Origin of the sequence: Siminovitchia terrae (assembly GCF_003605405.2) — a bacterium.
GTDB lineage: Bacteria > Bacillota > Bacilli > Bacillales > Bacillaceae_C > Siminovitchia > Siminovitchia terrae.
Genome location: NZ_QYTW02000002.1, coordinates 328,044 through 340,054 on the forward strand (window position 1 = coordinate 328,044; position 12,011 = coordinate 340,054).

Below are 12,011 nucleotides of genomic sequence, written 5' to 3' on the forward strand. Positions count from 1 at the left end.
CTGCAAATGGCATCTGATCAAATAATCTTTTGAGGGTGCCATTTATATTTTTAAATTTCTGCACATTTGAAAGTTCTATTGTATTAATATACGAACATAGTTATAATTATAATAATTCATTGTAATTATAGGAGAGAGTTCTATGGAAAGAAAAAATATTATTATTATAGGTGCGGCAGGAAGAGATTTTCACAATTTTAATACGTATTATCGCGATAATGAGGCATATAATGTTGTTGCTTTTACAGCAACACAAATTCCGGATATCGATGGACGTAAATATCCAAGTGAATTAGCCGGTGAACTTTATCCAGATGGAATTCCCATTTATTCACAAGATCAATTACCAGAGTTGATTAAAGAATTACAAGTGGATGAATGTGTTTTTGCGTATAGTGATATTGGTTACGAAGATGTTATGGGCGTGGGTGCGATTGTGAATGCAGCGGGTGCTAACTTCACATTGTTAGGGCCAAACAGCACGATGTTAAAAAGTAATAAGCCCGTTATTTCCGTTTGCGCTGTGCGAACTGGAACTGGAAAAAGTCAAACGTCGCGAAAAATTATCGAAACGCTGTTGGAGCATGATTTAAAAGTCATTGCAGTAAGACACCCGATGCCATACGGCGATTTAAACGCACAACGTGTTCAGCGCTTTGCGACAGTGGAAGATTTAAAGAAACATCATTGTACGATCGAAGAAATGGAAGAATATGAACCACATGTGGCACGAGGAAATGTTGTGTATGCTGGCGTTGATTATGCGGACATTTTGGCAGCAGCTGAAAATGATCCAGATGGCTGTGACGTTATTTTATGGGATGGGGGAAATAATGACTTCTCTTTCTATAAGCCTGACTTAGCTGTTACCGTCTTGGACCCACATCGCCCAGGCCATGAGCTGAAATATTACCCTGGCGAAGTGTGTTTGAGAACAACCGATGTGGCCATCATTAACAAAGTGGATAGTGCATCAGAGGAAGCTATTCAAATCGTAGAAAATAATATAAAATTTGCAAGTCCAAATAGCACGATTATTAAAGCTGAATCAAAGATTACAGTCGATCATCCGGAGAGTATTGTTGGAAAACGCGTGTTAGTCGTTGAAGATGGTCCGACGTTGACACATGGAGAAATGAAACTTGGTGCAGGTATAGTCGCAGCTGAACGTTTGGGAGCGAAAGAAATCATTGACCCGCGTCCATTCGCAGTAGGAACATTAGCCGAAACGTTCAATAAATACGGACATATTGGAAACGTCCTTCCGGCGATGGGATACGGCGAACAGCAATTAAAAGATCTTGAAGAAACAATTAATAAGTCCGACTGTGATGCAGTGATCATTGGGACACCGATCGATTTAACTCGCGTCATTTCAATTAATAAACCGTGCACACGTGTACACTATGATTTAGATGAAATGGGCAGTCCGAATTTAAAAGATATTTTAAAAGATTTTATCCAAGAACATAAGCTTGTGTGATAAACATTCGGTAGCAATCAAATATTCTAGAAGACTAGCGACAGATCAGTTGCTAGTCTTTTTAAATGTGGGCGTCAAAGAAAGCGAATTGAAAAGAAACCACTTTAACTCGGTTTCATAACCTTATTTAGATACATCACGGAGAACCGTACCATAAGTAAATGAGGTTTTCGAAAAATCACCTTTGAAGAGCCCGCTCACTCCGAGGGGGCTTTTATAGTTTAGTAAACAAGTTCGGAACTTTGATAATCGCCTAATTGGGCTGAAGTAGAGAATTATTTTTACATTAGCCTTTTTACAGACTTACTATGATTAGATTGTCCAAACTATTCCTCCTTAACTGCATATTTTACAGTATTAAGGAGGTGAATTTAATGTTCCGTATTATTGATTATGAAGCAACAGAACCGGTTCGTAAGGTTGATCGAATTAGACCAATTCCGATTACTCATTCTCCGAAAAAACTTAAATTAGCACATATTACTATAACTATTCCTCGAAGAGATGCAAATGAAAATGATGTAGAATTAATTGCGACAGTGGGAGTGCGTGGTGTTACTGGTACATCTCAACTTTTGTTTAAGATCTTCCGTGATGGAAAAGAAATATTCAGGACTCAAGTGGGCATAGAATCGGATCCTGCATCAGAGGTAAATTATGTTGAAACATTTCAAACTATAGATATGGATGTGGGGAAAGGTAAACATCGTTATCAAGTAACAGTTGAAAATATTACTCCTGGTACGGAAGCTGCTGTTGTAGGACCGATTTCCTTTAGTGGTTTAGCAATTGCTCCTTCCGAAAAAGATCATGATAAAGACTAAGACATGGATCGTGACATCAGGGCGTGGCCAAGACTGCAATCGAGAAACGGTGTGTAAAACGAGTCAAGATTGAGACAGAAGCAGAATAATGTTTTAGAAATTAATGTATCTAGAATAATTAAATTAAGTCCCTTTAGTTCAGCGCTGAAGGGACTACGTTTTTTTGGACATTAAATAACGGGTGGGCGCGTAAAATAGAAAAATAGACTAAAAACGCCGTGAGCCCCGCGCATACGAATAAGAAATTAATCAAAGCCTTAAATACCATAAAGAGCCAAATCAGGAGTATTCGGAATAAAATACGATTTTTAAATGAGGTGAAAGGTGGAGGTAACTAAAAATAACAAAGTGCTTGTCCGATTATGGTAGTGTAGATGATAGAAAAATTTCGTCAGGTAAAAATAGAAGAAGGAGTAGTTTTTAACATTCCGGTTATCGTGGTCACAAGAACAAAGAAAAAAAGCTGAATCTACTGAGTCAGCTTTTATCTTGTAATCATTCCTTTTCTTATTTATTTTAGTTCCGGCTCATTATGTTTCAACTTTTTTATCATTCTATTATTTAGGATGATTTTCTATTTTTTGCGACTTCATTTTATGAATGCCTGCAAGAAAAGTATCAATGATCAGGCCGATGCTGACATCAAGATCGATGGGGATACCAAAGCCATTCTTTTGTTCAAGAGAAGCAAAGCCATGTAAAATGCTGCGAAGCCCTCTGGATGCATGAATGGATTCCTCATCGTCGAGATCATAAGCCTGTAGCACACGAACAACAAGGTCAACAATTTTTGAACTAATAAGATTAAATTCTGCATTGTTCGAATCAGCATTTGCCCAAAGAGTTGCTTCATATAATCCAGGATGAGTACGGGCAAAGCTCATATACGCTTTACTAATCGCATGAATAGCTTCATCCTTTGATCGTCCAATCGCAGCTTGTGATAAATGTGTATATAATTCCTCTAATCCATAAATAGCTAAAGCCCTTTGCAAACCCTGTAATCCATCTACATGATTATATAAGGAAGGCGGGCGAATCTTTAATTTTTTTGCTAGAGTTGCTAAAGTTAAAGAGTGTACACCATCAGTGTCAACTATGTCTGTTGCTGCAGTTAAAATGGTGTTTAAATCTATTCTTGCTTTAGGTGCCATTTTTGATCCTCCATTTTGTTCAACTAATTGTTTTCTCAAGCTTAGAAATAGCGAGTTCAATTATACTTCCAGGCTGCATGACCATTTTTCCATGTCCTACGGCAAGAAGGGAAGGGTTTTGATTTTTAATCTTTATTGCACTTTTTAGTGCCTCTTCCTTATTCCAAGTCGCCATGGCTGGGAAAGGAAATAAAACTTGTATATGCCCGGAAACTGAGACTCCACCTCGAGTTTGAAAAGCATCTCCAGCAATGATTGCTTTCGTTCGTTCATCAATAAAAGACATTGAGCCAGGAGTATGACCTGGTGTACTGATCGCTTTCAGTGAGCCAATTCGATCTCCTTCTTGAAGTAACACATCTGGCTGTGTTTTTACCTCTCCAGGCTTAGGCACTCCACCTTTTATTGGTGTTTTATTTTCATTTTTATCTAAAGAGCGATCACCTCTTAATAAGCGTTCGTCTCTTTTGGAAATATAAACCATTACGTCAGGAAGCATCTCCTTTAGTTTATCCAATGAGCCGATATGATCCCTGTGAGCATGTGTTAAAACAATTCGTGTTAAAGGCTTCCCAACTTTTTGAGCTGTATCAATGATTGATTTATAGCTATTTGGCAGAGCAGTATCTACTAAAGTTAGTTCATTTTTTTCTTCTACAAAGTAGCAACTAACTGGAAAAAGTGTAGGGGAAAAATTTAATTGCTGAATAAAACCTTCTTTAAAAACCTTCATTTTTTTACCACCTCATCTAACTAATAACGTTAGTTTTATTTTAACTAACATCATTAGTTTTGACAAGAAAAATTTTTTCTAAAATAGTTTGAAAGATCTCTAATTCCTTTTTAACTTTTAAAGACTAGACCAATAAAATTACTCGATGCCTTATTTAGATTCATTACGGAGAACCATACCACAAATAGGTAGCTACTTTCTTTAAAATGTAATCCCCTAAGTATGATTGGACAGTTGTTAGAAACCATGTTGTAGGAAGGGGGCCGCTAGGACTTCAGATTCTTGTAATAATTTCATCATTAACGTGGTGACAAGTTGTAATTCCAGGTCTAAATCTAAGCTCCCCTTTTGTATCAATGGGATTTACAGTTTTAAGCTCATACTGTTCCTATTATTGGATAAGCCTTAACAAACGTTGCAATCTATACTGGCAAAATTAATCTATCGAAACTAAGCTGCTGAATATTCGGCAGCTTTTGCATTATTCCTATGCAAAACTTATAATATTAAATAAAGTTACATCTTTCTGAAAAGACTTTAAAATCCGGGGTTTTTCATTTATTTTAAGAAAAATGTTGCGTAGGTATGAAACTTGCTAGTGCTTATATAACTGTGCCTCACGTGGAGTCGACAGATGATACGACCTACAACTTGAAAATATGGGAGGGAACTTAATGAAGTTATTGAAATCATCACAAGAGGAGTGATTCAGGCTTGAGAAAAGTTCCGTTTAAAAAAATGCATGGTTGCGGCAATGATTTTGTTGTGATTGATAATCGGGATTCTGTAATGAAAAGTTTTGAGCTTTCTCATTTTGTCAAGTCCGTTTGCACCAGGAGGTTCCATATTGGTGCGGATGGCCTAATGTTATTGGAAAAATCCACCTCAGCAGATTTTAAAATGAGATATTTCAACTCAGACGGCAGTGAAGGGGAGATGTGCGGAAACGGAGCACGCTGTATTGTGAAGTACGCCTATTTAATGGGAATAGGCGGGGATGTTATGACTTTCGAAACGTTGAATGGTATTTACGAAGGAAGAATACTTAATGAGAATGTCCAAATTAAATTTCCGCCCATACCGATTCAGGATTTCCATCTCAATCAACCTTTTCCTTCAAATGAAAACGTTTTCTATCATTTTGCTTGGGTAGGCGTACCACATACGGTATTTGTTGAAAGGAATATAGATCTAAAACAGGATCAATCTTTTATTCAGTGGGCCAGAGCAATCAGATACAATCCAGCCATCTGTACAAGTGGAACGAATGTAAACTTAATTGAAATATGTGATGAAAATCAAATCAAGATTAGAACGTATGAACGCGGAGTGGAAGATGAGACATTGGCCTGTGGTTCTGGTGCGACCGCTTCGGCAATTATTTCAGGTTTGTTGAGCAATGTATCTTCTCCTGTGAAAGTTCATACCAAGGGAGGCATTTTGACGATTACCTTTCGAATCACAGAAGACTATGTTCAAGATATATTTTTGGAGGGAAATGCGGTTGTTGTTGCTGAGGGAGAACTTCTTTCAGAAGCATCAGTCAGAGTATAAAGTGGAAAGGGAGAGGATGGTTAAGATATGTATTTACACGGGACATCTAAGATTAATAAACAGGGTGATTTAGAAATCGGCGGTTGTTTGTAATAGAATTGACGAAACAATACGGCCGTCAAAAAAGGTGGGGATATTTGAATGTTATTATCAAAAATACCGAGAAAATGTTATACACAAGTACAAACACCCATTGAAAAGTTAAATCGGCTTACTAATTTATTAAATGGGCCTAATATTTTCATCAAAAGAGATGATTTGTTGGGACTGACCGGGGGCGGCAATAAAACAAGAAAATTAGAGTTTTTAATGGCGGATGCAATTGCAAAGGGAGCAGACACGATTGTAACATGTGGTGCGCTTCAATCGAACCATTGCCGTCTAACATTGGCTGCAGCAGTGAAAGAGGGATTAAAATGCCAGCTTGTATTAGAAGAAGGGGTTGCAACAACATATGACCCAAATGCGAATGGAAATAATCTCCTATATAAATTGCTTGGAGCAGAAGAGATTATAGTCGTAAAAAATGGTTCAGATTTAAATGACGAGATGCAGGCAGTAAGTGAAAAACTGATTGCTTCAGGAAGAAATCCCTACGTCATTCCTGTCGGTGGATCCAATGAGTTGGGTACTGTAGGATATGTTGCTTGTGCACAGGAAATCCTCCAACAATCATTTGAACAAGGGCTCGCGATTGACCATATTGTTGTGGCAAGTGGAAGCGGTGGAACACAAGCAGGATTAATTGTTGGGTTACATGGAAACAATGCCTCCATTAAGGTAACCGGGATTAATGTTTCCAGATCAAATGAATTACAGATCCCTAAAATCTATCAACTAGTTCAAGAGACAGCCAAATTTCTAAATGTTTCATGTGAGATTCCCAGTGAAAGTGTGCAATGCAATGATCAGTTCGTTGGCGGAGGTTATACGATTCCAACAGAAGGCATGATTGAAGCGGTACAAATGCTGGCACGTACAGAAGGGATCCTATTAGATTCCGTTTATACTGGGAAAGTAATGGCTGGACTGATTGAATTGGTCCGAAATGAAACTTTCAAGAAAGATGAAAATGTACTGTTCATACATACAGGCGGTTCTCCTTCCCTATACGCAAACCATACATTATTCAATGAAGATTTGTTTGTTTTGCAGGGTTGACGCATACAGCGGAGAGCAAATGTATTTGGATTGTGGATTAAATGATAAAAAGTGTTGAACGAAGGGCTAAACATATGAAGGCTGTTGCAGTTTTGTCGGATTCAGAATATTATATGTGTTTGCTTAAGTGGGGATATAACGATTAAATGGCTAAAGCAAACATGTAAAAATGACAAGGGCGGCAGAAATGAGAAGGGATATTACCACTGGAATAAATATGAATTCGAATAGAATGGAAACGCTAACAAACATAGGGGGTAACGACTTTGGGAAAAAAATTAAAAGCCTATCGTTTTCCATTAATTCTTCTTTCCGCAATTATTATCGGCTCCATTATCGGACTGATTTTTGGTGAAAAGGCTGGTGTTATTCGGCCACTTGGAGACTTGTTTATCAATCTACTTTTCATGGTAGTTGTTCCACTTGTTTTCTTTTCTATTTCATCGGCTGTAGCCAACATGGACAGCATGCGCCGGCTTGGTAAAATCATGGGATCGATGATAACCATTTTCGTCATTACTGGTATTATTGCTTCGGTCACGATGCTTGTTGCAACGATTATTTTTCCGATGGGATCTGGTGTGGATATCTCTTTGGAAACTCCGGGAAACTTAGAAAAGCTAACACTTTCAGAACAACTTGTAAGCACTTTCACGGTTCCGGATTTTGTTAACTTGTTTTCCCGTCAACACATGCTGGCTCTCATTGTGTTTTCTGTTCTTATTGGAATAGCAACAGGGTTAACCGGTGAAGTTGGCAAACCGTTTGCCCGATTTCTTGAAAGTGGATCTGAAATATTTATGAAGGTCATTCAACTCATTATGTATTATGCACCCATCGGTTTAGGAGCTTATTTTGCTGCGTTGATAGGAGATATGGGCGCGGAGTTGATTGGTGATTACGCTCAAGCATTCCTCCTTTATTATCCGGTTGCCATTCTTTACTTTGCTATTGGATTTACACTCTATGCATTTATTGCAGGAGGAAAAAAGGGGGTTACCCGTTTTTGGAAAAATATCCTTACACCAGCAGCAACGGCATTGGGAACCGGAAGCAGTTTTGCCACATTACCGGTAAACTTACAAGCTGCCAAAAACATAGGCGTTCCGAAAGATATCAGGGAAACCGTATTACCTCTTGGAGCAACCATTCATATGGATGGATCCTGTCTTTCAGCAATACTTAAAATTGCTTTTGTATTCGGTGTGTTCAACATGGACTATAGCGGAATAGATACGTTTCTAACAGCTATTGGTATAGCCTTATTGTCCGGTGTTGTAATGAGCGGGATTCCTGGCGGAGGCTTCATTGGAGAAATGGTTATTGTTACTCTCTATGGCTTGCCGATCCAAGCATTGCCAATTATTTCAGCCATCGGTGTCGTCGTAGATCCGCCGGCGACAATGGTCAACGCTACTGGGGATACAGTAGCAAGTATGCTCGTTTCAAGACAATTAGAAGGAAAAGATTGGATGGACCAAGTAAACGTTGAAGAGCCACAACAGCATAGTTTAACCGTATGAGGAAGGAAAAAAGATAATAAAGGCTGATAAAGTTTCAGCCAATGCAAAGTCTTATGTAAGTGAATGATAATATGAGATTATTTAAATATAACTCTATCACCATGAAAGCAGGAAAAAAGAAACACTACATTTTGAAGTGACTCCAAAAAGGTAGGCATCATATTTTCTTAAGCAACCTCCAAGGTCTGAACTCGGTATTCTACCGGGCTCAGGCCTTTTAATTTTTCATGCGGATTTATAGCCTGGAAGATGCTCTATGATAGTTTCAATAAATACTTGTAAAATGGGAATTTTACCATTTCCTCTTATTTAAACTACGTTTATATGGTTGACCCCGAAAAAGGGGGATTTAAAAGTAGCTGGATTTGCAGGGAGTATACCGATAAGGAAAGAAACCTATGAGACGGGTTTTTGGATTATGAGCACGGACCTGATCATTGAATTAAACAAAGAAGAATATGTTTTTCAAGTAGCAAGTGAAAATGAAGCAGAAATAGCATTGGCCTGGCAAAAAGACTTTAAAAACAGATGGGAGAAGACTTCGTTATATATGGATGAAGGCCTTTCGGAGTTGGATTGGAATGAAGATGAGGACGAAGATTACATAAACCACCATGCAGAGGGTGAACCACTACTCATTATGTCATGTACGTATTGCTTCAAGAGATGAAGTGGCACAAGAAATATCAGCAAGACATTTTTAAGACAAATCAGAAATCATCATGCAGGAGCTCCGGGAAAATGTTAATTGGTTTAAAAAATAGTGGTACTGATTGCAGGAATGTTAAAAATCCCTACTTATTAACTAAACCCACTCCTTAATCTTTAGATAATATGTATCTAGCTTTTTAAGATGCTATAATAGAATGAGCAATAGGGCTTTCATGGGTGGTGGCTCATTCCCTGTAAAGGGGGTGATGCCTTATGACAGTATTCGAGAGTTTGATTTTGACGATCTCTTTTGCAACGTTAATCGTAGCTATACTGTCGCAACAAAAAAAATAACCACCCCATGACTGCCTAGCGAGCATTTTGGGTTGGTTATTTTTCGTGATAACTCAAAATTTGAGCTGCCCCCTTGAAGGGCTATTGCTTAGACCGAAGGTGTACCAGCACCTTTGGTCTTTTTTAATTTATTCATTTTCTATTTACAGTATACCCTCTTTTTCTTAAAAAGAAAACTAATCATTTGTTAAATGCTTAAATCGGAGCAAGAGAGCTATTCATGATGTGATTTCGTCTTCGCTTATCGTCCAAATCACTTGGTTCTTTACAGCTTTTGACGCGACTAAACCGACGTCAATGAATATATAATACGTATCGTTGCCATATGAATCAAAAACCGCTTTTCCTGTAATCGTTTTACCTGGTTGTAGCTCACCTTTTATCTCTTCCATACCAAAAAATTTAGCTTCATCAGGAAATCCCGACGTCTCTTTTTCATCGGCAAACATGAAATTATCCATCACATCTTTTGCTTCAATTGTTGTATCACCAATATTTTTGACGGTAATATCTGCAATAAACAATTTCTCTAATTGTGGGCCTTCACCATTAATATCAGGTACTTGTTTAATCGACTCCATCGTAACTTCATATTTTCCTAAAGTATCTTCAATTTGAGCAGTATCACCCAGTTTTAAATCTGGTTGATCGTCAAAATCATCAGATGAAGTATCTCCTTTCGCTTTATCCGTTCTGTTAGCTTTCTCATTCTCTTCTTGATTTGATTTACTTAAGTCATTCGTGCCGTTATTAGAGCTCTTATCTGATGAACAGGCTGTTAAAAGTCCAAAGCTTAGTAAAGCAGTTGCTAATACATATAAAAGACGTTTCATTTATCTACCTCCAATAAAATTAATATAGTGCTTGTGGTAAAAATTCATCAGATGATTTGCAATCTAAAAAGTGAAATGTAGTTGCTACTAATCGGCATGTAATATTCCGGGGCCGATTGGAACTCATACGTTAAGAAAAACTTTTGGTTATCATTTCTATCAAGAGCATAAAGATGTTGCCATGCTGCAAAGGATTTTTGGGCATTCTTCGCCATCCGTCACGTTGCGTTATATCGGATGTATGATTGATGATGCATTTATTTGTTCAAAGAAGTCAACAAGATCAACTGTAAACATTAATCTAGAATCAACACTTTTGGTATGGAACCAACGGGACTTAATATATCATGAACTAAACTTTACTGCCGTAGTCATATACATAATATCGTTATCAAGTTTAATAGTACCTAGACTCTTCTTTTCATATTCACCATGTAAAGTAATATCAATATTAGTAAAACCAAGTTCTTCATACATTTTTACTAATTCATCTTCAGAGAAAAATGATTTCCACGGAGCACCAATTTTTTCCATTAATTGAAGGTGTTCGTTTGCTTTTTTGTGTCTTGGAGGCGAAAATACTTCTTTATTCATAAAATCTACACTACACCCTACAATATTTATATGACTACAGAAGTACTGGAGTGCTTTGTATACATTAGATTTACTAATAAAGAAGGTGCCTCCCTCCCAAATAATATAAGTTGGTTTGCTATGAATCATTCCTTCTTGTTCTAGTTCCTCAAGAATGGTAGAATTAATATCTTTTTCAAGATCACACTGTAGAATCTTAGTCTTAGTTTTAGTTTTGGAATATGAATAAATATTTTTAATGTCATTCGCTGCAATATCTAATCCAAAACATTTTTTATTTTTTAAGGAAAAGAGTGTATCTGGTTTTGTATCTAACCCTACAGATAGAATTAACAGTTGCTCAAATGAATTAGAATGTTTGTTTATTTGGTTAGTTAAATAATGATGTCGGGATATAACATTTCGCGTATAAAATCCATCATATAACTCATCACAACTTTCTTGAAATTCATTCGCATATTCAATTTCCCTAATAATTTTTTCGGACTGCATATCATTCAAGTGTTTACTTTTTACATATGGAATTCCTAACATTGTTAAATTAAGATCTTCTTTTTTAATCAAGTTACTTCCTCCTCGTATATGATATTTAAGCCTTATTTCAAACTTTATTTGATATTGTTTAAAAAACCATATTTTTGCAGTTAAGCTGTATGATCATCTAACCTTCTTTATAGTAACTGTATGGCTTTTTTTATCATCCTTCAGTTCGATGGCTTGAGATGCAAGTTTTTCTTGACTAAACTTACTTTGCTCAGGCAGCATCACTTTCATACTCTCTATTGAGTCATCCAATGCTGATATGTCAATAAAGCCTGCTCACTAGTAGCGTTTGGTTCAACGTTGATATCAAAGAGATCCTTATCTGTATTCACTGTTGCACTAACTGCAGGCAGGATGCCTTGAAAAGATAAAAGAACGACTAAAATTATTGGAAAAACTCTTTTCAAAAGTATGCCTCCTAATGAATTAAGAAGGTAAATATTACTAATGATGTGAAAATAAGGGAAAATGTAACATTTAATAAATAATTGTAATAGTATTTTAATATAAATCAAGGGAAAAAAAGTTTATTGTCGAAAGATACGGAAAAAGTAGTGTTTTTCCAAATAATAAATTCAAAAATTATAATCCTTGTTGACTAGTA

The 12,011-nt window shown here is 36.9% G+C and carries 13 protein-coding genes and 1 pseudogene; 8 read left to right on the plus strand and 6 right to left on the minus strand.

Going from position 1 to position 12,011, the window contains the following annotated elements; genetic code table 11:
• The first annotated feature begins 142 nt into the window (after nucleotides 1-142).
• Nucleotides 143-1,483 carry a cyclic 2,3-diphosphoglycerate synthase gene (locus tag D5F11_RS03920; RefSeq protein ID WP_120114609.1) on the plus strand — a complete coding sequence of 447 codons (1,341 nt, stop codon included), beginning with the start codon at nucleotides 143-145 and terminating at the stop codon, nucleotides 1,481-1,483.
• A gap of 374 nt (nucleotides 1,484-1,857) precedes the next feature.
• Nucleotides 1,858-2,307 (plus strand): exosporium protein C, encoded by a 450-nt coding sequence (locus D5F11_RS03925; RefSeq protein ID WP_120114608.1) that lies wholly within the window; start codon nucleotides 1,858-1,860, stop codon nucleotides 2,305-2,307.
• Between the two features lie 557 nt (nucleotides 2,308-2,864).
• Here the strand turns inward: D5F11_RS03925 and D5F11_RS03930 are convergent.
• Complete coding sequence (locus D5F11_RS03930; RefSeq protein ID WP_120114607.1) at nucleotides 2,865-3,461, minus strand: TetR/AcrR family transcriptional regulator; 597 nt, start codon at nucleotides 3,459-3,461, stop codon at nucleotides 2,865-2,867.
• A 19-nt stretch (nucleotides 3,462-3,480) separates the two neighbouring features.
• Nucleotides 3,481-4,194 (minus strand): MBL fold metallo-hydrolase, encoded by a 714-nt coding sequence (locus D5F11_RS03935; protein ID WP_120114606.1) that lies wholly within the window; start codon nucleotides 4,192-4,194, stop codon nucleotides 3,481-3,483.
• Between the two features lie 714 nt (nucleotides 4,195-4,908).
• On the opposite strand from D5F11_RS03935, the gene dapF reads away from it, so the two are divergent.
• From dapF to D5F11_RS27990, 5 genes are all read left to right on the plus strand, one after another.
• Nucleotides 4,909-5,748, plus strand: coding sequence for a diaminopimelate epimerase (dapF, locus tag D5F11_RS03940; protein ID WP_120114605.1), 840 nt, complete (start codon nucleotides 4,909-4,911; stop codon nucleotides 5,746-5,748).
• A 141-nt stretch (nucleotides 5,749-5,889) separates the two neighbouring features.
• Nucleotides 5,890-6,909 (plus strand): D-cysteate sulfo-lyase, encoded by a 1,020-nt coding sequence (gene cuyA / locus D5F11_RS03945; protein WP_120114604.1) that lies wholly within the window; start codon nucleotides 5,890-5,892, stop codon nucleotides 6,907-6,909.
• Between the two features lie 266 nt (nucleotides 6,910-7,175).
• Entirely contained in the window at nucleotides 7,176-8,432 is a 1,257-nt protein-coding gene (locus tag D5F11_RS03950) for a dicarboxylate/amino acid:cation symporter (protein ID WP_120114603.1), read from the plus strand.
• Between the two features lie 418 nt (nucleotides 8,433-8,850).
• On the plus strand, nucleotides 8,851-9,102 hold the full coding sequence (locus tag D5F11_RS03955; protein WP_126646493.1) for a hypothetical protein: 252 nt from the start codon (nucleotides 8,851-8,853) through the stop codon (nucleotides 9,100-9,102).
• A gap of 254 nt (nucleotides 9,103-9,356) precedes the next feature.
• Complete coding sequence (locus D5F11_RS27990; protein ID WP_221768445.1) at nucleotides 9,357-9,437, plus strand: putative holin-like toxin; 81 nt, start codon at nucleotides 9,357-9,359, stop codon at nucleotides 9,435-9,437.
• Between the two features lie 218 nt (nucleotides 9,438-9,655).
• Here the strand turns inward: D5F11_RS27990 and D5F11_RS03960 are convergent, their stop codons facing one another.
• Nucleotides 9,656-10,270: a DUF4352 domain-containing protein gene (locus tag D5F11_RS03960; protein WP_120114601.1), complete on the minus strand. Its 615-nt coding sequence runs from the start codon at nucleotides 10,268-10,270 to the stop codon at nucleotides 9,656-9,658.
• Nucleotides 10,271-10,382: 112 nt separating this feature from the next.
• Here D5F11_RS03960 and D5F11_RS03965 point away from each other — a divergent pair.
• Nucleotides 10,383-10,508: pseudogene (locus D5F11_RS03965) on the plus strand (tyrosine-type recombinase/integrase); the annotation flags it as partial.
• Nucleotides 10,509-10,615: 107 nt separating this feature from the next.
• Here the strand turns inward: D5F11_RS03965 and D5F11_RS03970 are convergent.
• The 3 genes from D5F11_RS03970 to D5F11_RS25905 all read right to left on the minus strand — a co-directional run bounded on the left by D5F11_RS03970 (nucleotide 10,616) and on the right by D5F11_RS25905 (nucleotide 11,814).
• Nucleotides 10,616-11,428, minus strand: a complete 813-nt coding sequence (locus tag D5F11_RS03970; RefSeq protein ID WP_120114600.1) for a class I SAM-dependent methyltransferase — start codon at nucleotides 11,426-11,428, stop codon at nucleotides 10,616-10,618.
• Nucleotides 11,429-11,521: 93 nt separating this feature from the next.
• Nucleotides 11,522-11,638 (minus strand): hypothetical protein, encoded by a 117-nt coding sequence (locus D5F11_RS27995; RefSeq protein ID WP_425470736.1) that lies wholly within the window; start codon nucleotides 11,636-11,638, stop codon nucleotides 11,522-11,524.
• A 5-nt stretch (nucleotides 11,639-11,643) separates the two neighbouring features.
• Nucleotides 11,644-11,814 carry a hypothetical protein gene (locus tag D5F11_RS25905; protein WP_185830489.1) on the minus strand — a complete coding sequence of 57 codons (171 nt, stop codon included), beginning with the start codon at nucleotides 11,812-11,814 and terminating at the stop codon, nucleotides 11,644-11,646.
• Nucleotides 11,815-12,011 lie beyond the last annotated feature (197 nt).

Bases quoted from the DNA above. Each gene is read 5' to 3' on its own strand.
- D5F11_RS03920 (WP_120114609.1), top strand. From the start codon at position 143: ATGGAAAGAAAAAATATTATTATTATAGGTGCGGCAGGAAGAGATTTT.
- D5F11_RS03925 (WP_120114608.1), top strand. From the start codon at position 1,858: ATGTTCCGTATTATTGATTATGAAGCAACAGAACCGGTTCGTAAGGTT.
- D5F11_RS03930 (WP_120114607.1), bottom strand. From the start codon at position 3,461: ATGGCACCTAAAGCAAGAATAGATTTAAACACCATTTTAACTGCAGCA.
- D5F11_RS03935 (WP_120114606.1), bottom strand. From the start codon at position 4,194: ATGAAGGTTTTTAAAGAAGGTTTTATTCAGCAATTAAATTTTTCCCCT.
- cuyA (WP_120114604.1), top strand. From the start codon at position 5,890: ATGTTATTATCAAAAATACCGAGAAAATGTTATACACAAGTACAAACA.
- D5F11_RS03955 (WP_126646493.1), top strand. From the start codon at position 8,851: ATGAGCACGGACCTGATCATTGAATTAAACAAAGAAGAATATGTTTTT.
- D5F11_RS27990 (WP_221768445.1), top strand. From the start codon at position 9,357: ATGACAGTATTCGAGAGTTTGATTTTGACGATCTCTTTTGCAACGTTA.
- D5F11_RS03960 (WP_120114601.1), bottom strand. From the start codon at position 10,270: ATGAAACGTCTTTTATATGTATTAGCAACTGCTTTACTAAGCTTTGGA.
- D5F11_RS27995 (WP_425470736.1), bottom strand. From the start codon at position 11,638: ATGAAAGTGATGCTGCCTGAGCAAAGTAAGTTTAGTCAAGAAAAACTT.